Origin of the sequence: Rhizobium sp. CG5 (genome assembly GCF_023701945.1) — a bacterium.
Lineage (GTDB): Bacteria > Pseudomonadota > Alphaproteobacteria > Rhizobiales > Rhizobiaceae > Allorhizobium.
This window is the reverse complement of record NZ_JABAEF010000011.1, coordinates 32,262-56,148: the sequence shown is the minus strand read 5'-3', so window position 1 is coordinate 56,148 and position 23,887 is coordinate 32,262. Positions and strand designations below refer to the sequence as shown.

Genomic DNA, 23,887 nt, shown 5'->3' with positions numbered 1-23,887 from the left:
CCTGATTTCCGCAATACGTCATCCGGCTTTGTCCCGGTTATCATTATTATCGTCAAGCACTAAATTGGTAGGCACACGCAAACGAGAAGGATCACTCCGATGAAACTGCCAGATGCTGTCAAAGCCTATTTCGATGCTGAAAAATCCACCGACGCCGGTGCCTTAGTCAGTGCATTCTCCGAGACTGCTGTCGTGCACGACGAAGGCGAGACCTACCAAGGCCCAGAGCCGATCCGTCTTTGGTGGCTTGAGGCAAAGCGCAAATACAGTCACTCGGCGGAGCCGATCAGTGCGACCGACGATGGCCGTGGGATCTCCGTGCTGGCCAATGTCAGCGGCAACTTTCCCAACAGTCCGGCAGAACTTCGATTCCGGTTCGTCCTGGAACAGGACAAGATCACTGAGCTGGAGATTGGCTGATGACCGGGATTCTCACACTGGATGGAAGGCGTGCGCTGATTACCGGTGGCACGAAGGGTACGGGAGGGGCCACGGCAGACCTGTTTCGCAGATTGGGAGCCCGCGTGCTTGTCACGGCACGTTCGCGTCCTGATGATTTGCCAGAGGAACAGTTCATCGCCGCCGACCTCAAAACGGCGGACGGAGCCATCGCGGTCTCGAATGCGGTTCGACAGCGGCTTGGCGGTGTCGATGTCATCGTTCATATGCTCGGTGGCTCCTCTGCTCCCGGCGGCGGATTTGCGGCACTCGATGATGCCGAGTGGCAGAACGAGATCAACTCGAACCTGTTTCCCGCCGTGCGTATCGACAGGGAACTCGTGCCCCAGATGGTAGCTCAAGGGCATGGTGTCGTCATTCATGTGACCTCGATCCAAGGGGTTCTGCCGCTGCCCGAATCGACGACTGCCTATGCCGCCGCCAAGGCGGCGCTTTCGACCTACAGCAAGTCGCTTTCAAAGGAGGTGTCGCCACGCGGTGTGCGGGTCGTGCGCGTGTCGCCGGGCTGGATCGAAACGGAAGGATCGGTGCATTTGGCGGAGCGCCTGGCAGCGCAGGCCAACACCGATTACGAAGGTGGCAAGAAGATCATCATGGACAGCCTCGGCGGTATACCGCTCGGTCGGCCCGCCAAGCCGGAAGAAGTCGCCAACCTGATCGCATTCCTGTCCTCGGATCTCGCGGCATCGATCACCGGCGTGGAATACACCATCGATGGCGGTACCGTGCCGACAGTTTGAGGGGCTTGGTTGCAGCCCTGTCCTGCACGTGAGAATGGCGCCTTCGAAGCCCGCTCCGTCTGGCGACATTGTCGACAGGCGGAGCGGGTTGTCTTGCTATGTAAGGGTCCTGATCCCCAAACGGCAGTCTTCGCTTGGCCGTCTCTTCCTTGGAGCGCGACCTCAATCCTGCGACAGGTCTCCGATGGCGTGATGTATGGCATCGATCAGGTTCTGGCCATGAAACGGCTTCTGCAGCAGCACGAGCCCGCCACACTCGATCACACGGCGGGGCAGGGTGGGATCGGTTTGCGCTGAAACGAAGATCACCGGGACGTCAACCCCCTCTTCATTCAGTCGCTGCTTCAGTTCAATTCCCGTCATTCCAGGCATGTTGATGTCTGAGATGATGCAGTCAGCATTCCTGTCGGAACACCTGTCGAGAAACGATTCTGCCGACTCGTAACCGGCAACATCGAATCCCAGCGACCTGACCAGCAATTGCGTCGCAGCGCGGAAGGAGTCATCGTCATCGATAACTGCGATATGCACATTCCGGGGCGAGGGCATTAAACTGGCCTTTTCGACCTAGGGCCCAGGAGCAGAGGCCGCGCGAAGTCTGGGTGATGTGGCCGCGACCCTGAGCTCGGGCCGATCAATGGACCTCTGTTCCATATAGGCCAGGTAGACGTCGCCGATGGGCGTAAAGCGCAAAACGCCTTGGCGACGTTGATCCCGGCTGCTGCCCTGCGCGCAGAGACCGAAACCTGTCTTGGCCTGCTTTCCGGCCTTTGCCCCTGGCTGTGCGGTCGCTCCAAATTCCTATCGTTCTATGCCGCTTCTTCTGGTCAGACCATGCGTGCGGGAGCCACCCTTTCGCTGGCAGCGACGATCCCGCTTATTGCCTCGGAAACCTCACCTGAACTCCAAATCGAAGGAACCATACCAATGACCGAGAACTTCATCACCACCAAGGACGGCGTCGAAATCGTCTACAAGGACTGGGTCCGAAGGACGCGCAGCCGATCGTTTTCCACCACGGCTGGCCGCTCTCCTCCGACGACTGGACGCGCAGATGCTCTTCTTCGTCCTCAATGGCTACCGGGTCGTCGCGCATGATCGTCGCGGACACGGCCGGTCGCAGCAGGTGAGCGAGGGGCATGATCTCGACCACTATGCCGCCGATGCTGCCGCCGTCTTCGAAAAGCTCGATCTGCGCAATGCGGTTCACATCGGACACTCCACCGGCGGCGGCGAAGTGGCGCGTTACGTTGCCAATTTCGGCGAACCGCAGGGCCGTATCGCCAAGGCCGTGCTGGTCAGCGCCATCCCGCCGATCATGCTGTTGGTTAACTTCTTGGCACGACATCGCTTTTCCAGGTGCATTGCAAGCGGGCCGGGGCAAGCTGCCGCGCAGCCGATGCCGACGATGGTGACGCGGGTGAGTTGCGTTGGCTCAGAGGGATGCGGTGATGCCGCCATCGACATAGAGCGTATGGCCGTTGACGAAGGACGAGGCATTCGACGACAGGAAGATGCAGGCGCCGACCAGTTCCTCGATCCTGCCCCAGCGCCCGGCCGGCGTGCGTTTTTCCAGCCAGCTGGAAAAAGCCTCGTCGCTGACCAGGGCGGCGTTGAGCGGTGTGTCGAAATAGCCGGGCGCGATGGCGTTGCACTGCAGGCCATACTTTGCCCAGTCGGTCGCCATGCCCTTGGTTAGGTTGCCGACCGCGCCTTTGGTGGCCGTGTAAGGCGCGATGCCGGGGCGGGCCAGCGCCGTCTGGACGCTGGCGATATTGATGATCTTGCCTTCCCCACGGGCGATCATGTGACGGGCAACGGCCTGGCCGACATTGAAGACACTCGACACATTGGTGCGCAGCAGGCGCTCGAAGGCATCGGCTGGAAAGTCTTCCAGCGCCGAGCGGAACTGCATGCCGGCATTGTTGACGAGAATGTCGATCGCTCCGGTTTCAGCCTCGAAACTGTCGACGGCGTTACGGGCGGCCTGATGGTCGGTGGCGTCGAAAGAGAGGATGTCGACCGGCGCCTCGAAGCTTTCGGCGGCCATTTTGAGCTTGGTTTCATCACGGCCGTTGAGTACGATCGAAGCACCCGCGTCCTGCAGGCCCCTGGCCAGAGCCAGCCCTATTCCCTGCGAAGAGCCGGTGATCAGGGCGCGTTTCCCCTTCAGGCTGAAAAGCTGCAGCGACATGGGTGTCCTCCGATTGTGCCTCGACAAAGTCCGCTGTCGATGGTTACGCTATCGTTAACATGCCGTGTCAAGATGTTTGCATGGGAGGTTGTCGGGCTATTGCTTCGAGCGTTCGTCGGCCTTGTCCCGCAATCGGTTCCAGTGATGCATCCTGTTTGCCGTCTGGACCGCAATGGCATGCATGGGAATGGGTTTCATGGATGTGACAGGAAGGGGCATCTGCTCGTCGGAGCGTCTGCCCGCGGCCCATCGGCCAAGTTCCTGTCCAAGTGCCATCGCGAGCGCAACACCCCGTCCGGAATAGACACCGCCGAACACAAGACCAGGAGCGAGCCGATAGAGACGGGGTTGCCGGTCCGGAACAACCGCGAAGGTACCGTGCCAATATTCGTCAATCTTGGGAGGGCCGCCGAAGGCCTTGAACGCCTTTCCAAGGATCTGGGAGACCTTTTCGCGTCCGCGCTCGGCCTCGTCGAACCAGAACGTATGCGTGGCGCCGCTGACAAGCCGGTTGTCGCGGTCATAATGAAAGTAGCGAAGATCGTTGCGCATGTCGGAAACGGCCGGGTTGCCCACCAGGATCTGGCGCCTGAGCTCTTCCGACAGCGGTGGGGTGGCCGCCTGAAACACCTTGAACGGGATCAGCGTGCGTTTCAGGCCCGGCCAGATGTCTCCCGTCAATGCGTTGGTGGCAAGAATGACCTCCGGCGCAGTCACGCTTCCAGACGCGGTGAAAACCCGCCACCCCTTGTCCACGCGCTCGATGCGGGTGGCGCGCGAGTTCTCGAAGATCGTCACGCCTTCGCGCTCGATGGCGGCTGCAAGTCCGAGGGTCATCGCGAACGGGTTGATATGGCCGGAATTGTGCACCATCCAGCCGCCGAGATAGGGGCTGCCGATGCGGGCGGAAACCTCCTCGCGGTCGAGCCAGGAGACGTTGGCGCCAAACGCCTTCCATTCATCGTGGAACTGGCGGGCCCGCGCCAGCGTCTTTTGCGTATGGGCCGGCTGCAGCCAGCCTTCCTGGACCTGATGGGCATCGATGTTGAAGCGCTGCATCAGGCCAAAGGCGACGCCTGCCGCATCCGCCACCATCCGGTTGTAACGTTCGCCCAGCGGCTTGCCATAAGCCGTCTCGAACTCGGACGGCGAGGCCTTGGAATGGTGGGATATGACGAGACCGTTGTTGCGACCTGACGCCGCCGATCCGATCTCGTTGCCCTCGAGCAGCACCACGTTCATGCCGCTGTCGCGGGCGCCGAGGGCCGCTGCCATGCCGGTAAAGCCACCGCCGACCACCAGAATATCGGTGTCGTGATCGCCCGACAATTTCGGCGCGGTCACCCTGTTCTGAGCCGTCTTTCTCCAGAGATGCGGGGTTTGCCAGTCGACCTCAAACATGGATCGTCTCCTCGGTCGCGCCGCCGAGATAATGCTCGCTGATGGCGGAATGTTCGGCGAGTTCCTGGGCCGGGCCGTGCACACGGACCCGACCGGTGTTCAGCAGATAGGCATAGTCGCCGCATTGCAGCGCCAGTTGCACGTTTTGCTCCACCAGCAGGATGGAAATCCCGGATTTGGACAGGTCGAGAATGATGTGAAAGATCTGCTGGATGATTTTCGGCGCCAGGCCAAGCGAAGGCTCGTCCAGCATCAAAAGCTTAGGCTCGGCCATCAGCGCCCGACCGATGGCGAGCATCTGCTGCTGGCCGCCGGACATCCTGCTTGCCATGCCGTTGCGCCGTTCCTTGAGGATCGGAAAAATCGCGAACACATCATCTCGAAGGGCTTCGAAGCTCTTGCCGCCGCGTCCGATATGGGCCGCAACGAGATTCTCCTCGATCGTCAGTCGCTGAAAAATCTGACGGCCTTCCGGGCAATGGGTCAGCCCCATGCGCACCACCTGTTCCGGTTTTGCGCCGGTAATATCCTTGCCGTCGAATTCAATGGATCCCGCTGTCGCGCGTGCGACGCCGGAGATCGAGTTCAAAAGCGTGGTCTTGCCGGCACCATTCGGCCCGAGGATCACGACGATTTCGCGTTCGTCGACCTCCAGGTCGATGGCGTCAAGAACGCCGACGCGCCCGTATCCCGAGCTTAATCCGGCGATCTTCAGCAGCGGCCTTGATGTCGTCGATGTCATTGGCTGTTCCCAGATAGGCGAGTTGGACGTCGGAGTTGGCCTGAACTTCTTCAGCCGTCCCCTGAAAGAGCAGTTTGCCGTGATGCATCACGACGATGCGGTCACAGACGCTCATCACCAGATCCATGTCGTGTTCGACGACGATCATGATGCGGTCCGGCGATTTCAGTTCCGCAAGCTTGGCCGTCAACTCGGCGGTCTCGTGATGATTGAGGCCGGCCGCAGGTTCATCGAGCAGCAGCAGGCGGGGATTGGTCACCAGTGCCCGGGCGATTTCCAGCATGCGCTGACGTCCGTAGGGCAGGCTGCCGGCTTCGTGATCGGCATAGTGCTGCAGATTGAAAAAGGACAGCAGTTCCATGCAGGCGTCGCGGCGCTTCATCCGTCGCTTCGCGGCAAAGGGTGGCCAGAGGATTTCCCGCCAGACCTGTCCGACCTGGGTGGGGTAGAAACACACCTCCAGGTTCTCGAGCACCGTCATCTGGTCGAAGAGTCGGATGTTCTGGTAGGTGCGCGCGACGCCGGAATTGGCGATCTGATATTTCTTCAGGCCGCTCAGCGTCTGCCCGTCCAGGATGATCTTGCCGCCGGACACCAGATAAGAGCCGGCGGTCATGTTGATCAGCGTCGACTTGCCGGCGCCGTTCGGCCCGATGATGCCATGGATCAGCCCCGGCTGAAATTGCGTCGAGACATCCTCGATCGCAACGTGGTGGCCATATTGCTTGCGCAGGTTTTCAAAGACGAGAGTCATTTTCCGAAAAGCCCCCGAATGAGTTTTTCCGGCCCGAATGTGCGCGGCACGATCCCGGCGGGCCGGACGATGATAAGGATGATCATCAGCAGGCCGAGGAACAGAATTCGCCATTCGGCGAATTCGCGCAAGACTTCTGGAAGCAGGATGAGGATGGCCGCACCGATGACGATGCCCAGAATGTTGCCGATGCCGCCGATGACAATCATCAGGACGATCAGGACCGATTCCTGCAGTGCAAAGCTGTCCGGGCTGACGAACCGTTGCGAGGCGGCGAAAATGACGCCGGCAATCGAGCCGATGGTCGCGGATGTTGCGAAAGCCGCAAGCTTGGCATTGGTGGTGTTGATTCCGATGCCGCGCGCGGCATCCTGGTCCTCGCGGATGGCCGCCCAGGCTTTTCCGAGAATGGACTTCTCCATCCGCCACACGAATGTCGCGACAGCCAGCACCAGCACGATCAGCAGCCAGTAGATTTCGGTGGGTCTCGCCAGCTCGATACCCGCAATCGACGCCTTGTCGAGGCGCGCGATGCCTTTGGGGCCGCCTGTCAGCCAATCCAGATTGTTGATCAGGATACGGATGATCTCCCCAAAGCCGAGCGTCACGATCGCCAGATAGTCGCCCCTCAGTTTCAGGACCGGCAGGCCAAGCAGAATGCCGGAGATCGCTCCGAGGCACGCTGCGATCAACAGGATCAGCAGGAAAGGCAGATGCAGGTCAAACTGCGGGCTCGCCAGAAGAGCATAGGTATAGGCCCCGACGGCGTAAAAGGCGACAAAGCCGAGATCGAGCAGCCCCGCATAGCCAATGACGATATTGAGGCCGATGCCGAGCAGAATGTAGATCAGCAGGCCGTTGGCGACGCGCACATAATAATTGGGCAGGAACGGCGTGACGACGATCAGTGCCACGGCGGTCAGCAGAATGAGCAGGGGCAGAAGCCTTCCGCTTTTCGTCTGCGGTGGACGGGATGTATCGACGGCGGACATCAAAACTCCCTCTTGTATACCATGCTCTCCTCGGAGACCGGCTCACCGAGGATGCCCGCTGGCCGGACCAGCAGGACGAGAATGAGAATGACGAATGCCAACACGTCACGATACTCGGTGCCGAGCAAACCGCCGGAGAGAACGGGCAGGAGAGCGGTGCCGGCCACTTCGACGAAGGCAAGGATAAAGGCGCCGAGCATCGCGCCCGGGATGGAGCCGATCCCGCCGAGGATCGCCGCCGTGAAGGCCTTCAATCCGACGACGGCACCCATCGTGGGAGACATGATGCCGTAGTAGCTCGCATAGAGGATACCGCCAGCCGCGCCCAGCACCGGGCCGGCGAAGAAGACCAGCGAGATGGCGAGGTTGACGTTGATGCCGAGCAATTGCGCGGTCGAGCGGTTCTCGGAGACGGCGCGAACGATGATGCCCGCCCGGCTTCGGTTGACCAGCAAATGGAGCGCCGTCATCAGCACGAAGGAGGCGATCAGAATGCCGATCTGCACGAGGGTCACCGTGCCGCCGAGAACCTCAATGCGGGTTGCTGGAAAGAAGCTCGGAAATCCGACCGGCTGTGGGCCGGCCATAATCTGCACGCCGGTGATCAGAGACAACGACACCCCGAGGGAAGACAGCATCGGTGCAAGGCGATTGGAGTTTCGCAACGGCTTGTAGGCGAGCCGCTCGATGCCGACACCCACCAATCCGACGCCAATCACCGCTACCGCAAAGACCGCTGCGAGGACAAGAGCACCGACGTCTCCTACGTCGCCCACGAAGAGGGCGAGAGCGAGAAATGCCGCATAGGCCCCCAGCATGAACATCTCGCCATGAGCGAAATTGATCATGCGCAAGACACCGTAGACCATGGTGTAGCCGAGCGCGATCAGGGCGTAGATCGCACCGATCGTCAGGGCGTTGAATGTTTGTTGAATGAAGATTCCGAGCATGGGTGTCCCGTCCGCTGACGCCATGAAGGCGGGATAGGAAGCGCGACTGCCAGCTGGTTGAAGAGTTGGCAGTCGCGGTGAAACATCACGGACCGAAGACCTGGCCCGATCGGATGGTCGGTTATTTCGTACCGACCAAGGTGAACTTGTCACCTTCGACCTTGTAGAGATAGGACGGTGCGACCTTCAGGTCGCCTTTTTCGTCAAACTCAAGCTCGCCGATAGCCGTCATGGCTTTCACCTTGTGCAGGGCTTCGTTCATGTCTTCGCGGGTGAGACCCTTGGTGCTCTTCAGAACGGCTTCCAGGATCTGTCCCTGTGCGTAGCCGTAGATCGAATAGGGGCCGGCATCCTGGCCAAACTTTGCCTTATATTCCGCCGCGAAGTCGGCGATCGCCGGCGTTGCATCAAGCGGCGGAGCCTGGACGGCAACCGTGGCGCCCTGGACATTGGCCTCACCCGCCTGAGAGATGAATTCCGGCGTGTAGCCGCCATCTGGAACCATCAGTGTCGCGGTGACACCCTGCTCGTGCATTTGCTTGGCAAAAAGCGCCAGCTGCGGCATGACGGCACCGAGATAGATGACGTCGGGATTCTTCGCCTTGATCTGCGCGAGGATAGCGCTGAAGTCGACGTCCGTCGGGGCGATCGACAGCGTGTCGAGCACCTTGCCGCCACCGGTGGTGAAGTTCGTGCCGAAGATTTCGGAGATACCCTGTCCGAAGACCTGCTTGTCGTTGACGATCAGCGCGGTTTTGGCGCCGAGCTTCTGAAGCGCGTATTCCGCGGGAAGCAGCGCGCCGGCAAAGTCGTTGGCAACCGGGCGGACCATGAATTTGTAGCCCTGCTGGGTCAGCGAAGGGTTCGAGCCGAAGGTCATCGTCGGCAGCGAGCAATCTTCATAGATCGGCAAAGTCGACTGTGCGACGCCCGAGTTGAAGTTGACCAGTCCAAGGATGACTTCTTCCTCATCGCAGAATTTCTGCGCAACCAGGGTGCCTTGGCGCGGGTCGGCCTGGTCGTCCTGCTGGTCGATCTTCACGGTCACGCCGTTCACGCCGCCAGCTGCATTGAGCTTTTCGATGTAGAGCTTGAAGCCGTCATGCCAGGTGGTACCGAAATAGGCCTGAGGACCCGTTGTGGGACCAGCCAGGCCAATCGTGATCTCCTCGGCGAAGACGGGCGTGGCGAAGATAGCGGTCGAGAGAGAGAGAGCGGCAATTAACTTCATTGTTGTTCCCCTTTGTTGCGGTCCAATCGCGTCAGCAGGCCAGTTCCGGTCTTCTTGCTGTTGGACGCTATGGAAGCAGACATTTAAGAGCACGTCAAGAAAGTGTCGACACTATTGCGTTCAATTTTTATCCGTTTTATTCATGCGACGGATCCGGTGCGGCTGCGGCGTGGCCGAGTGCTCGTATCAGCGCGCGAATAAACCCGGAGCAGGGCATCCTTGAGGGCTTCCTGTGTGGCAGAAACCGTGAGTTCGATATGCTTGCGCAACAATTCCGTGCCTTCCTCCGCGTCCCGTTTGGTGGCAGCGTCGACGATTGCCGAGTGGGATGCGACCAGATTGTTGTCGTGGCTGCGGTGTTCGATCTGGATGCGACGGATGAACCGGATGCGGGCATTGATCGCGTGCAATTGACTGACGATTTCCGGATTGCCGGAAAGTTCGGCGATCAGAACATGAAAGCCTTCGTCTTCCGCCAGGATGTCGTCCGGCGGTTGATCGCGGTAGCCCTCGACGATGTTGGCCCAGTAGGCGCGGAGCCTGCCAATGTCTTCGTCGGCGGCCCGTTCGCACATCAGACGAAAGGCGGCGCATTCGATGATCGACCGCAGTTCGTAGAGGTCGATCAGCCCCTCGGTACTGAGGCTTCGCACGAAGAAGCCGCGATTGGGGGTGAGAGAGACGAAGCCTTCCGATGCCAGACGGTTCAGCGCCTCTCTGATCGGTGTGCGGGAAATCGACAGGCTCTTGGCGAGCCGCATTTCATTGATCCGCTCCTCCGGCTTCAGGTGGAACTCGACCAGAAGCTTTCGAATGGCGTTATAGGCCCGCTCGCTGCTATCAGCAGATCGGCGGGTTTCCGGCTCCGCTGTCTCGACAAGAGCAACGGGAGGGTTCGTTTCAGGGGGATTTTTCATCTTGAAAATGGTCCGTCGTCGAATGGTCTTGTCGACAGTTATATATGCAGTTCGATCTTTCTAGAGGGTGATCGATGCAACCTCAAGATGGATGAGAGGGGATAATAGGATGATCGGTATTCTTGGCGTAGGCCATCTTGCCGCAGCGATGATTGCAGGCCTGATAAAATCAGGTGGCCCAGAAACCATATTGCTTTCGCCACGCGGCAAATCGAAGGCGCTGGCGGCCAGATACGGGCTAGTCATCTGCGCGGACAACCGGGAGCTGGTGGAGCGTTCCGACATCGTCATTCTCGCGGTTCGTCCGGCAGATGCGCCGGCGGCCTTGGAGGGACTGCCTTGGAGAGACGGTCAGATCGTGCTATCCGTTTGCGCCGGCGTCGCACTCTCAAAGTTCCCGGCGATCCCCGCCCGCATCGTGCGCGCCATGCCGATGACGGCGACCGAAATCAACGCCAGCCCGACCGTCTTTTATCCTGATGTGGCCGAGGCACGCCAATTGATCGCCCGGCTCGGCCCGGCGATCGCGCTTCGCAGCGAGGACGAGTTCGAGATCGCAACCGTGAATGCGGCGATCTACGGCTGGGCCCAGGAGCTGATCCGGCAGAGCGTGCACTGGGGCGGCGATCATGGCGCCGATCGTCAGATGATGCGCCAGCTCGTCGCTCAAACCTTCGTTGCCGCCGGCCGCATGATGGCAGAGACCGCCGAGCCCATGGAGACGATCCTCAAGGATCTGGTGACACCCGGAGGCATTACCGAACTCGGATTGACCGTCCTTGATCAGCAAGGCCAGCCTGCCGCCTGGCAGGCGGCCTGCGAGGCCGTTCTCGCGCGTCTGACAGCGTCTGCGGAAAGACGCTAGCGGACTATCTCAACGAGCTTGGGCCTGCGGGATAGACGTGACCGCCGATTGCCTGATCGGTTGGAGAAATCGTCAGCTCCGCCACATCGGCATGGGGCGGAAGGGTGAGGGCGCAGACAAGCACTGCGGCGATATCCTCCGGTCTGAGCGGGCGCTGCTGCGTGTACATCCGCTCCTGCAGGGTGGCTGCATCGCCGCCGAAGGCCTGAAGATAGAACTGCGTCTCCACCCTGCCGGGGGCGATCTCCGTGAGCCTGACGCCCGTTCCGGCAAGATCATAGCGCAGGATCCGGCCGGCCTGCGACAGTCCGGCCTTGGCCGCGCCATAGCCGGTCGTTCCGGGAAACGCCGCCGAGGCCGCCGTGCTGGTCAGGTTGAAAATATGCCCGCGCCGCCTGGCAATCATGCCCGGCAGCATCATGCGAATGAGCTGCAGGGGCGCGGTGAGGTTGAGGGCAATGACCTCTTCCGTCTCCTCGGCCGTCTGCTCATGAAGCGGCCGGACGCTGGAAATGCCACCGGCATTGTTGACCAGTACGTCGATGTCAACGCCTGCTAGCTTCTCTGCGATGGCGGTGTGGTCGCGCACGTCGGCAACTACCGGCCGCAGCCGGTCGCCCAGTTGCAAGCCGAGTTCGGTGAGCGAGGCTTCGCTGCGACCCAGCGCGTAGACCGTGAGGCCTTCGCCCACCAACCTCGACGCAATGGCGGCTCCAATGCCCTTGGAAGCGCCCGTCACCAGTGCGCAGCGATAATCCATGCCGGTTCTCCTTGGCCGATAGCTTACAGCGCGCCGTGCTCGGCGACGCCCTTCAAAATGGAAACCAGTCCGGCCTCCCGTTCCGACTTCAACTGCTCCTGGCTTCGGTCACCCACGGCCGCAGCGGTCGACTTCGTCACGGCGGCGATGGTTGCCTCATCGAGTTTGGCGTCCAGCAATGTGTCCCAGATGGCCTGATAGGTCGGCCCGTATTTGCGCAGAAAATCCTCCATGCCCGCCGCGTTGAGCTGGTTGGAGATGAACGACCCCTGCAGGGTCCATTTGGGGCCGGGGCCGTAGACGAAGGCGCGATCCACATCTTCGACCGACGCCACGCCATCGCGCACCAGGGCAATCGCCTCGCGCCACATGGCTCCCATGAGGCGGAGCGCCAGATGGCCGGTCATCTCGCGGTTCATGACGACGGGCTTCTTGCCGATGTCCTCATAGACGGTCTTGGCCACCTGTACGGAGGCCGGATCGGTCAGGGTTCCACCGACAATCTCGACCAGCGGCATCAGATGCGCCGGGTTGAACGGGTGACCCAGCACGATGCGTCCGGGAAGCCGGCAGTCGCGCTGCATGTCGGAGACCAGCAGGGCGGACGACGACGACGCTATGACGACATGGTCCGCCACACCGCTTTCGATTTCCGGAAGGAGCTTGCACTTGATCTCCAGGATTTCGGGGCCGCTTTCCTGAACGAAATCGACGCCGGCCAGCGCGTCCGCCATGGACGCGCACATCCGGAATTCGCCCGGCTCGGTCGTAGTCTGGGCATGGACGGCATCAAGGTCTGCCAGAAGGCTTGGAAGAATTTGCCGGAAATCGTCTTCCTGAGTCGAGGAGCGATCATAGGCGCGGACATCATGGCCGGCATGCAGGAAGGCTGCCGCCCAACGCTGGCCAATGACCCCGAACCCGATGATGCCGATCGTTTTCTTCATCATGTGTCTCCTCGTCCATCGAGCGCGTTTCTGAATGCGGTGTTGATGTCGTTCCACGGAATGAGAAGATCGAGCCATGCGCCGATGCGTCCCGCCACGATGATCGCTTCATCGATCAGCACACGGAACGGCAAGGGGCCATCCATGAGGGATTCCAAAGCAAACAGGAGCGCCGGCGTGTCGGTCATGTGACAGAAGTCGCGCAACCGCGTTGCCGTCTTGTTCAGCGCAAGGGCTGTGGCCTGGCGCAGGGCGGGTTCATCCCGCTTGCCGATGTCAGCACGCGCCCACCACAGAAATTCGTGCAAGACGCGCGCTTCGCCTTCTGCGGCAAAGACCGGACCTGCCGGATGCATGATGGCGCGCGACCTGGTCACCTGGGCAATATCGGCCGGCATTTCGGCCCAGAGCCGCCGGTGCGCCGCGATCATCTCCTCAGGCAGTGGAGAGGGGGAGGGCGGGGCCGTCATCCCATCTTCGCCGGCCGTCAACCGACCCGAAACAATGCGCCGCCCCTGATCACGCTTGACCGTGGCGGCAAGCGCGGTGATGCCCTCGATCGGCGCATCGAGAACGCCAAGCAAGGTCACATGGGCCGTTTCCGCCTGAAGCGGCGCGAAGGTGATTTCGAGGAACTGGCGAACCGGCCAGTAGAGGAAGGCGCCAGCCGGCGCATCGAGGACATGGGTGGCACCCTCGACATCCTCGACGAAGGGGGCGTGCCAGTAGATATGACTTCCGGCGATCTTCGGCGTATGCAGTTGCAGGGCCATCGGAAGGGCGCGCAACAGGGCGCTGCGTGTCCTCTCGGCATTGCCCGTCAGCTTGATCGGCCAGGTCTGGCCTTCGGCCGAGAAATGAATGTGCATATTACTTTCCGGGAACGAAGAAGGAGACGGGCTTCAGGATCTGGTTGCGCATATCGGCCAGGTAGTCCGTTTCGATCACTTTACGGCGATAGGCCTGCCATTCGGGATCGGCTTCCATCTGGTCGCGGCGGGCTTCGCGATCGGCAAGGCTGTCATATTTCCAGAGATGCACGGTGCGCGACAGGTCGCCGATATGGGTCTGGAAGAAGCCGAAGGGTTCTCCGAGATAATGGCGCTGCATCGGCAGGCCCATATCCTCGTAGAGCTTCAAGAAGCTCGGCAGCATGTTCGGCTTGGCCGTATAGGTGCGATGGTCGAATATCATTCTGTGCTCCTTGATGTCTGCTCGTGATGGCCGGCCGTGCGTATGGCCGGTCGGCTGGATTTATGCGTCCGCGCTTTTGACCGTCTCCATGATCAGCCGGGCGGTCAGAGCAGGGGCCTCCATATGCGCCACATGCCCGACTCCCGGCAGAAGATGGACCGCTGCAAAGCCCGGCGCCCGCAAGGCATGGCGGCTGGGGATGACCCGGTCGGACTGGCCCCAGATGATCCGGGTCGGCACATCGAGCCGGGAGAGTGCAGGCAGCCCGTCGAAGAGCTGGGTGTCGCCCGAAAACAGATGGCCGGCGAGCGTTTCGAGGGCTGCCCGGTTGCCGATTTTCTCCATCTGCCGCAGAGCGGCATTGGCATAGCCGCACGGAAGGGTCGTGGCTTCCGCCAGCATGAAGGTCAGCCAGCGTTCCAGGGCGGCGGCGGTGGTCGATTGGGTGAGCCCACCGATGAAACCGCCGGCGATTTCCGGGCCGAGGCCGCCCGGCGCCAGCAGGGTCAGCGATCGAACGGCAACCCGACCGACAGAGGTCAGGCCGAGTGCGGTTGCCCCGCCCAACGAATGGCCGACGACATGCGCCTGCTCTATGCCTTGGGCTTCCATCACGTCGGACACGAAAGCGGCCAGATCCTCGACGCTTTCGGCGCCTTGCTCGGCGTTCGAGCCATGACCCGGCAGGTCGATGGCAACCGCGCGGATGTTGTTGCCGAGGAGCGGCAAAACCTGTCGCCATGCAGACCGGTCGGCGCCGAAGCCGTGCAGGAACACGATGGGCAGGCTCTGCCTGACGACGACCGGCGGCGCTGCCACCGGGACCGCCTCTGAGATCCGCTGGACGGACGGCGCGGTCGCCACAGCCTTTGTTTGGTCGATTGCCTTCAGAATGTCCCGCTGTTTGATCCGACCGTTGGGGCCGGACCCGGCTATGGAAGAGAGGTCGAGCCCGGATTGCTTGGCCAGGCGTCGGGCGAGCGGGCTTGCGATAATCCGCCCGCCGCTTGTCGGGGAGGGGGCGTCTGTCTTCGGGTTTTGAGCTTCCGGCAAAGCTGTCTCGACCGGCTCGGGCGTCGTCTGAGTGCTGTTCGTGTCGGTATGTGCCTGAGGCTCGGTGTCGGAAATCGTTCCCAGTACCGCACCGAGCGGCGCCTCTTGCCCCTCGTGGTAGTGGATGTCTGCCAGCCAGCCGTCGCGGTCCGCTTCGATTTCCGTGGCGGCCTTGGCCGTTTCGACGGTCACCAGCAGGTCGCCAGCCTTGACCTTGTCGCCAACCTTGGCCGACCAGGCCATCACCAGGACGGATTCCATGTACTCGCCGCCGGCACTTTCGATACTGATGGGATGCGGTGTCATTGGCTATCCCTCACTTCAGTGTCGCAAGGACAGCGGCGCGGATCTTGTCGGCGTTGGGCAGCATGGCCGTTTCCAAGGGCTCGGAATAGGGGATCGGCATGTCGGGCAGGGTCACACGAGCGACCGGGGCATCGAGTTCATCGAAGGCGTGATCCATGATCGTGGCGGATAGCTCTGCTGCATAGCCGCAGAAGCGCCAGCCCTCATTGACCACCACGGCATGGTGGGTCTTGGCGATCGAGCGGACGATGGCGTTGACGTCGAGCGGGCGCAGCGAGCGCAGGTCGATCACCTCGGCCGAAATCCCGTCTGCCGCCAGCAGGTCCGCAGCCTTGACGGACTCAACCACCATTTTCGATGTGGCGAAGATCGACACATCCGATCCTTCCCGCATGGTCGCCGCCTTGCCAAGCGGAACGATGATATCGCCATCCGGCACCTCGCCGCGGACATTGTAGAGCAGCTTGTGCTCCAGGAAGACAACCGGCTGGTCGTCGCGGATCGCGGCCTTCAGCATGCCCTTGGCGTCGGCGGGTGTGGAGGGCGCGACGACCTTGATGCCGGGGATATGCGCCAGCATGGAATCGAGAGCCTTGGAATGCTGGGCGCCGGCACCCGCGCCGCCGCCGCCCTGGGTTCTCAGAACGAAGGGCATCTTGACCTGTCCATCCCAGATGTAATTGTAGATGGACGCCTGGTTGACCAGCGCATCGAGCGTCAGCGGTATGAAGTCGGCATACATGATTTCCAGCACCGGCCGCGTGCCGGTCATGGCGGCGGTGACCGCCATCGCCGTCATCGCCTGTTCGGAAATCGGCGTGTCGCGCACCCGGCTCTCGCCGAACTCCTCCATCAGCCCCTTGGTCACCTTGAAGACGCCACCGTAGCGACCGATGTCCTCGCCGAACAGGAAGACGGAGGGGTCTGCGGCCATTTCTTCGCGCAACGCGGCATTCAAGGCTTCGGCATATCGCATGAGGGCCATATCAGTATGCCTCGCTATAGGGGTTGCATGCTTCGTCAATGGCAAATTGCGGCATGGGATCCGACAACGCGGCTTCGAAAGCCGCATCGACCTCAGCCTTCGCCTCTGCCTCGATCTCGGCGAGTTTCGCTTCGCCTACCTCGGCAAGAAGCGCTTGTCTCGACACCGCCAGCGGGTCGCGTTCTTTCCAGGCGGCAATGTCCTCGGGCGCCTGGTAGCCGCCCATGTCGGAGGTGGAAAACCCTTCCAGGCGATAGGTCTTGCACTCGATCATTCCAGGACCTTCGCCGCGCCGGGCGCGGTCGACCATGCCGGAGACGGCGCGATAAACGGTAATCGCATCGTTGCCGTCGACAATCTCGGACGGCATGCCATAGCCGGCGGCGCGCACCGAAATGTCCTTGACGGACGATTGGACATCCGAGTGCACCGTCAGACCGAACTGGTTGTGCTCGAGAACGAAAACGACCGGGAGCTTCCACAGCGCGGCCATGTTCATCGCTTCGTGGCAGATGCCGGTCTGGGCCGCTCCGTCGCCGAAGATGCACATGGCGACATTCTTCCGACCCATGATCTGCATCGACAGCGCCATGCCGGTCGCCGCCGGAATGCCGGCCCCGACAATCGCATTCCCGCCGACCACGCCCTTGCTGGCGTCCGCGATCAGCATGTGGCCGGCCCGCCCGCCGCAGGCGCCGGTCTGGCGCCCGAAGATCTCGGCGATAACAGGCCGCATTTCCATGCCCTTGCCGATATAGACGGCATGGCCGCGATGGGTCGTTGCTACCTTGTCGTCCGTTTCCAGCATGGCAGTGGCCGCAACGCCGACCGCCTCCTGGCCGTCGCAGCGGTGAATGGGACCGCGGGTTCGGCCTTCCTTGTGAAGGGCACCTAGGCCCTCTTCCAGATGCCGCACCAGCAACATCTTCCGATAGATTTCGAGGTGGTCTTCCGTCGAGGGCGTGTTCTTCACAGAGTGGCCTCCAAATGCGTTCAGAAATTTAATACAAAAGTGTCGACACTTTGCAAGCCTTTCTGCAAAATAGAGTCCGGACAATCTGAAAAGGAGCGTGGATAATGCGTTTGCAGGGGAAGACGGCCATCGTGACGGGCGCTGGTGCCGGCATCGGAGCCGCAACGGCGGAGCTGTTCGGGCGCGAAGGTGCGAGGGTTCTCGTCGTCGATCGCGATGGAGCGGCCGCCGAACGGGTGGCCGCGGCCATAGGCGGCACGGCGATCGCGACCGACGTGTCCGACGAGGACGCGGTGCGGTTGATGGCGCAATGCGCAGCCGGCCTGTTCCGGCGCGTCGACATTCTCGTCAACAATGCCGGTTACGGCATCCGGGGTTCCGTGCTGACAACGGAGGCTTCGGATTGGGATGCCCTGATGGCCGTCAACGTCAAAGGCGTGTTCCTTTGCTCGAAACATGTCATCCCGCTGATGGCGGGCGGCGGAGCCATCGTCAACACGGCCTCCAATGTCGCCAATGTCGGGCTCGCCGACCGGGCGGCCTATGTCGCGTCGAAGGGCGCCGTCGCCGCATTGACGCGCTCGATGGCGCTCGACCACGCCGCCCAGAAAATACGCGTCAACGCGGTGGCACCCGGAACCACATGGTCGAGCTATTTCGACAAGATCCTGGAGACCCATGACGATCCGGAGGGCTTCGTTGCGGCCTTGAATGCGCGCGCGCCGATGAACCGGGTGGCGCAGCCGAGCGAAATCGCCCAGGCGATCCTGTGGCTGGCCAGCGACGACTCCTCCTTCGCAACGGGGTCCATTCTCACCGTGGATGGCGGAATGACCGCCTGGTAGGCCGTCAGGCGGACGGGAGGGTGGTGCGCAGGGCGGCCAGCATCTCGTCCAGGTCTGCACAGGGAAAACACCCCGCGGCCGCGAGATCGGACCTGACATCGACCGGCAGACCGGAATTGGAATCCGTCGGTATTTCGTTCAGGCGGCCGCCCACCAGGATTGGCAGGTCGAGGCCGTGAGACGCCATGACCGCCTTGACGGCCTTGGCATAGGACAGCGCCACGCCGTTATAGGTGCTGATGGCGATGACGTCCGCGCCCGCATCCATGGCACACCGCACCAGGGTCTCCGGATCGACGGCGACGCCGGCATCAACGATGGCGGCGCCCAGTCCCTCCAGGGCTTGTTCGACCAGATATTTGCCGTGCTCATGGACATCTGTCGTGCCGATACAAACCAGCGGCCTTCTGGGCGCATCCAGGGGGGCCTGGCGTCCGACCCAGTCGGCAGCCTTGTGATTGAGTTCGCGCGCCCACTCGGCATGGATGAGCGGCTGCCGTCCGCGCGGCGTCTCGGCGCCCGGTCCGAACAGCGCTTCCATGCGTTTCGGCCCCATTCGGCGGATCGCCAGCATCAGCGCGGCGGGGTCATCCGTGTCGACATCGCGATCCGCAAGCCCAGCCAGCACCGCTGCCGCAAAACGGCGGCCCCCTTCGACAAGCCTATCCGCCATCGCCTCGATCTTTGGCCAGTCCAGGATCGGCCCGTAGAAGGGAGCATGGTAGGCAAGGCGATGGGCGAAGGTCTGGGCGTCGATGATCTCGTCGACATCCGGAATGCGCTGGTTTTCGGTGACCGGCACGGGGTTGACGGCATGGCCCGAAGGCCATCGCCCCAGCGCCAGGATATCTGCCGTCAGATAGCTCGAAAGGCTGGCGTAATTTCCGGCCGGGGTCGACTGATAGGCCACCGTATTGCCGAAGATCATCGTGCCGGGCGTGTCATTGATCTGAACGAGGCCGGCATGGAAGGCAGCGCGCGACAGCGGGTCGCTGAAATGGTGGCCATAACAATGGGAGACGCGGGCACCGATCAGGTCTTCGACGATGTATTTCTCGATGACCACCATGCCGAGCGCGCAGGCCATGTCGATGAACAGGCCGGCAAAGCCGTCGTCGAGATTGGAATGCACGAGGATCGTCTCGTCCTGCGCGGCAATCAGGCCGAGCGCGGTGACGGTCGCCTCCGTGGTCGCGACGTCGTCGTCCCAGTAGGGCAGCCGGAAGGTGAAATATTGACCGAGATTGCCGATCGCCGTCGCACCTGCGGCAATCGCCGCGCGCGTGTTTTCGACCGCTCCTGGAAGGCCGAGCATGAAGTCGCCGAAATGGGCGGCGGCCGGGGCGGCATTGGTGATGCGGGCGAAATCCTCCGGGCCGCTCAGCACGATCCCCGTTCCGCGCGAAGCCTTTGCCCGCATGGCTTCCGGATAGCCCATTGACCAGTCCAGCGTGATGCCGAAGCGATCGACGGCAAAGCCGGACTTGGCGCAGGCCGCATGGACGGACCGGATGGCCTCGATCGTCCGGTTGACGTCGCGAAAACCGATATGGGCGTGCTGCATCACCCGCCCTTCGGCAGCGCAGCGTGTTTTCCACTCCGCTTCTGAACCGACGCCCTTCTCGGACAGGAACAGGCAGGACCCGAGGCGCCAGAGGCGTGCCATGTCGCGGCCGGCCTGTAACAGGCCGCGACCGGCGGTCATCCGTGGATCGATCAAGGAGCGGGCGGCAGTTTTGGTCATATCGCGACGGTTTCGATGAACTGGCGGATGGATGTGGCGAATTGCCGGGGCCGGTCTTTTGGATGGAAGTGCGCACCGGTCAGCATGGTCATGATGGAGCCGGGCACGGCCGCCGCGATGGCCTCAGAGAGATAGGGTGGGGTCAATATGTCGGCGTCGGCGGCAATGACGTGAACGGGACGATCGATCTGTCTGAGGTCATCCAGCCGGTCGTGGTCCAGCAGCATGCGCACGCGTGCGGCCGTGACGGCGAGGGGAGCCAATGCGCCAGGCGCTGCGTTGACGGCAGCCTCCAGGCGTTCCGCATGCTCATCCAGAAAGGCGGCTTCGTGACCGAAGACATGGGTCAGGCGCTGGTAGGCCTCAGCAAGGCCTGCCTCCAGAAGGTCCGCTCGGGCGCGAAACAGCGTGTGGAAGCGTGCGTCGGCGCGCGCCCATGAACTGCTGATCGTGTAGCTCAGGCCGATCTCCGGATGGTCGAGCGCAAGGGTCTGGGTGATCGCGCCGCCGGTCGAATGCCCGACGACGTGAAAGGGGTCGCTGTGCAGCGCCGCGATCGCGGCGCAGTCTGCCGAAATCTGGCCGATGGAATAGGGCCCGTCGGGCCGGTCGCTGCGGCCGGCGCCCCGGTGATCGACGACGGTCAGCCGGAAAGCCCCTCGAAGCTCGTCGATCACGCCGCTCCAGAAGCGGCCATCGCCGCCCAGTCCCGGAATGAGCAGTATTCGCGGGCCGCATTCCCCGAACGTCTCGGAATAGATGCGGCAGCCATCGGGGGCGACGAAATAGGGCACTAGGGCTTCCTTCCCTTCTCTAGAAGGTCCCGTACCACGGCGGCCAGACTGAGGGCGGTGACGGCGGATGTCTTGGGGTTATCGGGCGACGGCGCATTGGCGAACCGGAACAGGGCCTGCCCGGCGGCACTGCTGACCTCGATCTCATGGACGTTGGAGGCAAGGCTGGGATCGGCAATGACCGCCACCGAAAGCTGCGCCGGATAGGCGACGATGCCCGCGGTAAAGGCGGCATTGGTATTCTTGGGGTAGAGCTTTGCCGCTTCCGCCGGGCTGCCCTCGAACAAGATGACCGGCTCTGTCGTCTCGGACAAGCCGAGCGCTGCGAGTTCGTCCTGCCAGGCGGCCAAGGGTTTTCTCAGTCTGTAACTGATCTTCGCGTCGGGAAGCGCTGACACAGCCGCCAGATAATCGAGACCGCCGATCGCGCCGGAGGGGATGACAAGCCGAGCTCCGGACAGCTTTCGTGCATCGTGAATGGCACGCGCCGTCTCCCCGTCGGCCAGCGCCCCGACGGACGCCACGACAACCGGGATGCCGGCCCGCAGGATGGTCGGCACAAAGGCGCCGACGCTCGACTGACCGGCCGCCTCGATGACCAGTTGCGGGCGCTCGGCGATCAGCCGGTCGAGGGCCGTCACGATCTTGGCTGGGGCCGGCGGCATTGCCGAAGATCCTTCGCGAAGCAGGACGACCCATTGGATCGGCTGTGTGTCGAGCGCTGCCACGACCTGACGGGCCAGTGCGCCGAAGCCGATTAATCCTACAGTCACGGGTTCGTCGCAGGCCATGGCGGTCAGATCTGCTTCAGGGGATCGAACTTGTCTTTCAGGTCCGCGCCGAAAACCGTCTGACGCTCGATTTCAAGCACGTTTTCCGGACGAGGGAAATTGGACGGAACGCGATCGCCGGGCTTGCGCGGCTTGCCGATCTGGCGGAAGAAGTCCTCAAGGCCGTTCGGCACGATCAGCCAGACCCAGCGCAGCTTAGTGTCGCCGTCATTGATGAACATGTGGCGGACATTTTTGGGGAGGAAGATCGCGGTGTCCGGCACGAGTGGAAATTCCTTCCCGTCGATCACCGCCCGACCATGGCCCTCGATTATGTAGACGGCTTCCTCGTTGCGGTCATGGGTGTGTTCGCGCACATAGCCCCCTGGCGCCAAGGACTGGGTTCCCATGCCGAACGGGGATTCCATGGGCACGATATGCGGCGCCAGCGCCACATCCACATACCCGTTGGCGGGCACCGGCTGCCAGTAACTCTCCCGCTCATTCGGACCGGAGACGTGAACGCCGGCGGGGATGGCGGATTTGGTGGCGTCTTCCATTGTCGTTCCCTCTCCTTGTTGCGCGGCAGCAGCCTGCGGCATTTCGGAATGTTTGGTTGGTCGTTCTAAAGGTTCTGCCTGAGGATCGTTTCGGCCGAGATGAACCCCCAGGTCAGGTTCGGGCCAAGTGTCGTTCCCGCACCGACGGCCCGCGTGCCGATCGGATTGGCCATTGCCAGACCCGCGGCGTAAAGGCCTGGGATGATGGACCCGTCCGCACGCAGCACCTGGGCAAATTCGTTGGTGCGTGCGCCGCCTTTGGTGCCGATGATCGAGCGGTTGACCGAAAGTCCGACATAAGGCGGTTTGTCGATTGGGTAGAGACGGACATTGCCGCCGTCCTTCTTGCGCTCCCAGGCCGGTTCGCCACGATGAAAATCCTCGTCCTTGCCTTTGGCGCAAAAGGAATTCCAGCGGTCGACCGATTCCTGGAGTTCCTTTGCCGGAAGTCCGAGTTTGGCGGCAAGTTCGTCGATCGTATCGGCCTTCTTCACCCAGTCCGGTTCGTATGAGGCATACCAGCGGAAGGGGAAGGAGGATTGCAGGAAGCGATGGTCGCCGACCAGATAGCATGGTAGGTTGACCGGCGCGCCAGTCTCATCGCGGGCATCGAGCGCCTCGCCGATATTGAAATGGGCCTCGCTGACGAAACGCTTCGCGGCGCGGTTCACGACAATGGAATGCGGCTCATAGAGGAAGTTGATCGGCAGGCCATAGCGCTTGCCCTCGTAGCGAGTCGGAAGGCAGACATAGACATTGGCCTGATCCATATTGTCGAGATGGGCGCCGACGGCTTCCGCCATGATCTGGCCATCGCCCTCATTGCTCATCGGCGTGCCGATGCGGTCGAGTGGCCCGGGGAAATGGCGTTCCCGCATCTCCTTGTTCCATTCGAAACCGCCGGAGGCAATCACCACGCCCCGGCGCGCGGTAATGGTCTCGCGACGCGCCTTGCTTTCGACCTCGACGCCGACAATGCGGCCGCTATCGTCCTGCACCAGGCCTAGAGCCCGGGTCTCAAGACGGAACTCTACGCCAGCGTCCAGGCAACCCTTGATGAGGCCGGTCATCAGCGCCGTGCCCTGTGCGCCGGCATTGTTCAGCCAGCGCCAGACCAGCTTCGGCCACGTCTTGAAGATGGCGTGAAATGGGCGGTGATAGAGGTCGAGATTGACGTTTTCCTGATAGGTGAAGAGATGCGGAAGGGTGGAGCGCCGCATCTTGCCGGCATATTTGCCGACCAGCCGCCGGCTCAGCGGCATGGGTGACAGCATGCGCCCGTATTTCTTGCCCCCGGATGCTTCGACATACGGATCCGGCTCGTCAATCAGTCGAAAATCGATCGGCGTGTTGTCGGACAAGAACTTCAGCATCGTCGGCGCGTTCTGGACAAAGGCACGATGACGGGCGCCTTCCTTATCGGCCCAGTCGGGCGGCTGCACGGCCCTCAGGTAGTCGAGTGCTTCCTGCTTGCTGTCGGACACACCCTCCGCTGCCGCGATATGGTTTGCCGGGATCCACACGCCGGATCCCGACATTGCCGAGGTGCCGCCGAGCTTGGCACTTTTTTCGATCGCCAGGACGCGAAGACCGCCTTTGGCAGCCCGCAGCGCCGCCGAACATGCTGCCGATCCTGTTCCGATAACGATGACATCAAATTCGTCCATGCCGATCCCCTCGTCTGATTGAGACCACTATAGATCAGGAAAAA

General features: G+C 62.0%; 25 protein-coding genes and 1 pseudogene. 5 read left to right on the top strand and 21 right to left on the bottom strand.

Annotated features, from left to right (window positions below):
- Positions 1-99 precede the first annotated feature (99 nt).
- Both HGO38_RS18310 and HGO38_RS18305 read left to right on the top strand, forming a co-directional pair.
- Positions 100-420 carry a nuclear transport factor 2 family protein gene (locus HGO38_RS18310; protein WP_250957353.1) on the top strand — a complete coding sequence of 107 codons (321 nt, stop codon included), beginning with the start codon at positions 100-102 and terminating at the stop codon, positions 418-420.
- Complete coding sequence (locus HGO38_RS18305) at positions 420-1,199, top strand: SDR family oxidoreductase (protein ID WP_250957352.1); 780 nt, start codon at positions 420-422, stop codon at positions 1,197-1,199. Before HGO38_RS18310 ends, HGO38_RS18305 begins: the two co-directional genes overlap by 1 nt.
- 162 nt (positions 1,200-1,361) lie before the next feature.
- On the opposite strand, the gene HGO38_RS18300 is transcribed toward HGO38_RS18305, so the two are convergent.
- A complete protein-coding gene (locus HGO38_RS18300) occupies positions 1,362-1,748 on the bottom strand; it encodes a response regulator transcription factor (RefSeq protein WP_250957351.1) in 387 nt (128 codons plus the stop codon).
- A 378-nt stretch (positions 1,749-2,126) separates the two neighbouring features.
- Here HGO38_RS18300 and HGO38_RS18295 point away from each other — a divergent pair.
- Positions 2,127-2,523, top strand: a pseudogene (locus tag HGO38_RS18295) (alpha/beta fold hydrolase); the annotation flags it as partial.
- A gap of 111 nt (positions 2,524-2,634) precedes the next feature.
- Here HGO38_RS18295 and HGO38_RS18290 read toward each other — a convergent pair.
- From HGO38_RS18290 to HGO38_RS18255, 8 genes are all read right to left on the bottom strand, one after another.
- On the bottom strand, positions 2,635-3,393 hold the full coding sequence (locus HGO38_RS18290) for an SDR family oxidoreductase (protein WP_250957350.1): 759 nt from the start codon (positions 3,391-3,393) through the stop codon (positions 2,635-2,637).
- 96 nt (positions 3,394-3,489) lie between these two features.
- Complete coding sequence (locus tag HGO38_RS18285; protein ID WP_250957349.1) at positions 3,490-4,794, bottom strand: NAD(P)/FAD-dependent oxidoreductase; 1,305 nt, start codon at positions 4,792-4,794, stop codon at positions 3,490-3,492.
- Entirely contained in the window at positions 4,787-5,536 is a 750-nt protein-coding gene (locus tag HGO38_RS18280; RefSeq protein WP_250957348.1) for an ABC transporter ATP-binding protein, read from the bottom strand. Before HGO38_RS18280 ends, HGO38_RS18285 begins: the two co-directional genes overlap by 8 nt.
- A complete protein-coding gene (locus HGO38_RS18275) occupies positions 5,460-6,290 on the bottom strand; it encodes an ABC transporter ATP-binding protein (protein WP_250957347.1) in 831 nt (276 codons plus the stop codon). The genes HGO38_RS18280 and HGO38_RS18275 overlap by 77 nt, the downstream gene beginning before the upstream one ends.
- Complete coding sequence (locus HGO38_RS18270) at positions 6,287-7,282, bottom strand: ABC transporter permease subunit (protein WP_250957346.1); 996 nt, start codon at positions 7,280-7,282, stop codon at positions 6,287-6,289. The genes HGO38_RS18275 and HGO38_RS18270 overlap by 4 nt, the downstream gene beginning before the upstream one ends.
- Positions 7,282-8,232, bottom strand: coding sequence for a branched-chain amino acid ABC transporter permease (locus HGO38_RS18265; protein ID WP_250957345.1), 951 nt, complete (start codon positions 8,230-8,232; stop codon positions 7,282-7,284). Before HGO38_RS18265 ends, HGO38_RS18270 begins: the two co-directional genes overlap by 1 nt.
- A 121-nt stretch (positions 8,233-8,353) precedes the next feature.
- Entirely contained in the window at positions 8,354-9,463 is a 1,110-nt protein-coding gene (locus HGO38_RS18260) for a branched-chain amino acid ABC transporter substrate-binding protein (RefSeq protein WP_250957344.1), read from the bottom strand.
- Positions 9,464-9,603: 140 nt separating this feature from the next.
- On the bottom strand, positions 9,604-10,380 hold the full coding sequence (locus HGO38_RS18255) for a GntR family transcriptional regulator (protein ID WP_250957343.1): 777 nt from the start codon (positions 10,378-10,380) through the stop codon (positions 9,604-9,606).
- 109 nt (positions 10,381-10,489) lie between these two features.
- Between HGO38_RS18255 and HGO38_RS18250 the strand changes: the two genes are divergently transcribed.
- Entirely contained in the window at positions 10,490-11,245 is a 756-nt protein-coding gene (locus HGO38_RS18250) for a pyrroline-5-carboxylate reductase family protein (protein WP_250957342.1), read from the top strand.
- 4 nt (positions 11,246-11,249) lie between these two features.
- Here the strand turns inward: HGO38_RS18250 and HGO38_RS18245 are convergent, their stop codons facing one another.
- The 7 genes from HGO38_RS18245 to HGO38_RS18215 are packed head-to-tail and all read right to left on the bottom strand — an operon-like array spanning position 11,250 to position 17,463.
- Positions 11,250-12,005, bottom strand: a complete 756-nt coding sequence (locus HGO38_RS18245; RefSeq protein WP_250957341.1) for an SDR family oxidoreductase — start codon at positions 12,003-12,005, stop codon at positions 11,250-11,252.
- Between the two features lie 23 nt (positions 12,006-12,028).
- A complete protein-coding gene (locus HGO38_RS18240) occupies positions 12,029-13,030 on the bottom strand; it encodes a 3-hydroxyacyl-CoA dehydrogenase NAD-binding domain-containing protein (RefSeq protein WP_250957340.1) in 1,002 nt (333 codons plus the stop codon).
- Positions 12,952-13,821: a hypothetical protein gene (locus HGO38_RS18235; protein ID WP_250957339.1), complete on the bottom strand. Its 870-nt coding sequence runs from the start codon at positions 13,819-13,821 to the stop codon at positions 12,952-12,954. The genes HGO38_RS18240 and HGO38_RS18235 overlap by 79 nt, the downstream gene beginning before the upstream one ends.
- A 1-nt stretch (position 13,822) precedes the next feature.
- Positions 13,823-14,146, bottom strand: a complete 324-nt coding sequence (locus HGO38_RS18230) for an NIPSNAP family protein (RefSeq protein ID WP_250957338.1) — start codon at positions 14,144-14,146, stop codon at positions 13,823-13,825.
- Positions 14,147-14,206: 60 nt separating this feature from the next.
- A complete protein-coding gene (locus tag HGO38_RS18225) occupies positions 14,207-15,505 on the bottom strand; it encodes an alpha/beta fold hydrolase (RefSeq protein ID WP_250957337.1) in 1,299 nt (432 codons plus the stop codon).
- Between the two features lie 10 nt (positions 15,506-15,515).
- A complete protein-coding gene (locus HGO38_RS18220; RefSeq protein ID WP_250957336.1) occupies positions 15,516-16,490 on the bottom strand; it encodes an alpha-ketoacid dehydrogenase subunit beta in 975 nt (324 codons plus the stop codon).
- Position 16,491: 1 nt separating this feature from the next.
- The gene (locus HGO38_RS18215) at positions 16,492-17,463 is read right to left on the bottom strand and encodes a thiamine pyrophosphate-dependent dehydrogenase E1 component subunit alpha (protein WP_250957335.1); all 972 of its coding nucleotides are present in this window, start codon (positions 17,461-17,463) and stop codon (positions 16,492-16,494) included.
- A 104-nt stretch (positions 17,464-17,567) separates the two neighbouring features.
- Between HGO38_RS18215 and HGO38_RS18210 the strand changes: the two genes are divergently transcribed.
- Positions 17,568-18,308: an SDR family oxidoreductase gene (locus HGO38_RS18210; RefSeq protein WP_250957334.1), complete on the top strand. Its 741-nt coding sequence runs from the start codon at positions 17,568-17,570 to the stop codon at positions 18,306-18,308.
- 4 nt (positions 18,309-18,312) lie between these two features.
- On the opposite strand, the gene HGO38_RS18205 is transcribed toward HGO38_RS18210, so the two are convergent.
- From HGO38_RS18205 to HGO38_RS18185, 5 genes are all read right to left on the bottom strand, one after another.
- A complete protein-coding gene (locus tag HGO38_RS18205; protein ID WP_250957333.1) occupies positions 18,313-20,052 on the bottom strand; it encodes a cobalamin B12-binding domain-containing protein in 1,740 nt (579 codons plus the stop codon).
- Positions 20,049-20,846 carry an alpha/beta fold hydrolase gene (locus HGO38_RS18200; RefSeq protein ID WP_250957332.1) on the bottom strand — a complete coding sequence of 266 codons (798 nt, stop codon included), beginning with the start codon at positions 20,844-20,846 and terminating at the stop codon, positions 20,049-20,051. The genes HGO38_RS18205 and HGO38_RS18200 overlap by 4 nt, the downstream gene beginning before the upstream one ends.
- Complete coding sequence (locus HGO38_RS18195) at positions 20,846-21,619, bottom strand: aspartate dehydrogenase domain-containing protein (RefSeq protein WP_250957331.1); 774 nt, start codon at positions 21,617-21,619, stop codon at positions 20,846-20,848. The genes HGO38_RS18200 and HGO38_RS18195 overlap by 1 nt, the downstream gene beginning before the upstream one ends.
- A gap of 23 nt (positions 21,620-21,642) precedes the next feature.
- Positions 21,643-22,176 carry a cupin domain-containing protein gene (locus HGO38_RS18190; protein WP_250957330.1) on the bottom strand — a complete coding sequence of 178 codons (534 nt, stop codon included), beginning with the start codon at positions 22,174-22,176 and terminating at the stop codon, positions 21,643-21,645.
- 65 nt (positions 22,177-22,241) lie between these two features.
- A complete protein-coding gene (locus tag HGO38_RS18185; protein ID WP_250957329.1) occupies positions 22,242-23,843 on the bottom strand; it encodes an FAD-binding protein in 1,602 nt (533 codons plus the stop codon).
- Positions 23,844-23,887: the final 44 nt, after the last annotated feature.

What these genes read in the sequence shown, in the direction of transcription:
- HGO38_RS18185 (WP_250957329.1), bottom strand. Translation starts at nt 23,843, where the DNA reads ATGGACGAATTTGATGTCATCGTTATCGGAACAGGATCGGCAGCATGT.
- HGO38_RS18285 (WP_250957349.1), bottom strand. Translation starts at nt 4,794, where the DNA reads ATGTTTGAGGTCGACTGGCAAACCCCGCATCTCTGGAGAAAGACGGCT.
- HGO38_RS18265 (WP_250957345.1), bottom strand. Translation starts at nt 8,232, where the DNA reads ATGCTCGGAATCTTCATTCAACAAACATTCAACGCCCTGACGATCGGT.
- HGO38_RS18255 (WP_250957343.1), bottom strand. Translation starts at nt 10,380, where the DNA reads ATGAAAAATCCCCCTGAAACGAACCCTCCCGTTGCTCTTGTCGAGACA.
- HGO38_RS18230 (WP_250957338.1), bottom strand. Translation starts at nt 14,146, where the DNA reads ATGATATTCGACCATCGCACCTATACGGCCAAGCCGAACATGCTGCCG.
- HGO38_RS18190 (WP_250957330.1), bottom strand. Translation starts at nt 22,176, where the DNA reads ATGGAAGACGCCACCAAATCCGCCATCCCCGCCGGCGTTCACGTCTCC.
- HGO38_RS18240 (WP_250957340.1), bottom strand. Translation starts at nt 13,030, where the DNA reads ATGGCTCGATCTTCTCATTCCGTGGAACGACATCAACACCGCATTCAG.
- HGO38_RS18290 (WP_250957350.1), bottom strand. Translation starts at nt 3,393, where the DNA reads ATGTCGCTGCAGCTTTTCAGCCTGAAGGGGAAACGCGCCCTGATCACC.
- HGO38_RS18205 (WP_250957333.1), bottom strand. Translation starts at nt 20,052, where the DNA reads ATGACCAAAACTGCCGCCCGCTCCTTGATCGATCCACGGATGACCGCC.
- HGO38_RS18270 (WP_250957346.1), bottom strand. Translation starts at nt 7,282, where the DNA reads ATGTCCGCCGTCGATACATCCCGTCCACCGCAGACGAAAAGCGGAAGG.
- HGO38_RS18245 (WP_250957341.1), bottom strand. Translation starts at nt 12,005, where the DNA reads ATGGATTATCGCTGCGCACTGGTGACGGGCGCTTCCAAGGGCATTGGA.
- HGO38_RS18260 (WP_250957344.1), bottom strand. Translation starts at nt 9,463, where the DNA reads ATGAAGTTAATTGCCGCTCTCTCTCTCTCGACCGCTATCTTCGCCACG.
- HGO38_RS18310 (WP_250957353.1), top strand. Translation starts at nt 100, where the DNA reads ATGAAACTGCCAGATGCTGTCAAAGCCTATTTCGATGCTGAAAAATCC.
- HGO38_RS18300 (WP_250957351.1), bottom strand. Translation starts at nt 1,748, where the DNA reads ATGCCCTCGCCCCGGAATGTGCATATCGCAGTTATCGATGACGATGAC.
- HGO38_RS18280 (WP_250957348.1), bottom strand. Translation starts at nt 5,536, where the DNA reads ATGACATCGACGACATCAAGGCCGCTGCTGAAGATCGCCGGATTAAGC.
- HGO38_RS18275 (WP_250957347.1), bottom strand. Translation starts at nt 6,290, where the DNA reads ATGACTCTCGTCTTTGAAAACCTGCGCAAGCAATATGGCCACCACGTT.
- HGO38_RS18235 (WP_250957339.1), bottom strand. Translation starts at nt 13,821, where the DNA reads ATGCACATTCATTTCTCGGCCGAAGGCCAGACCTGGCCGATCAAGCTG.
- HGO38_RS18210 (WP_250957334.1), top strand. Translation starts at nt 17,568, where the DNA reads ATGCGTTTGCAGGGGAAGACGGCCATCGTGACGGGCGCTGGTGCCGGC.
- HGO38_RS18225 (WP_250957337.1), bottom strand. Translation starts at nt 15,505, where the DNA reads ATGACACCGCATCCCATCAGTATCGAAAGTGCCGGCGGCGAGTACATG.
- HGO38_RS18220 (WP_250957336.1), bottom strand. Translation starts at nt 16,490, where the DNA reads ATGGCCCTCATGCGATATGCCGAAGCCTTGAATGCCGCGTTGCGCGAA.
- HGO38_RS18250 (WP_250957342.1), top strand. Translation starts at nt 10,490, where the DNA reads ATGATCGGTATTCTTGGCGTAGGCCATCTTGCCGCAGCGATGATTGCA.
- HGO38_RS18305 (WP_250957352.1), top strand. Translation starts at nt 420, where the DNA reads ATGACCGGGATTCTCACACTGGATGGAAGGCGTGCGCTGATTACCGGT.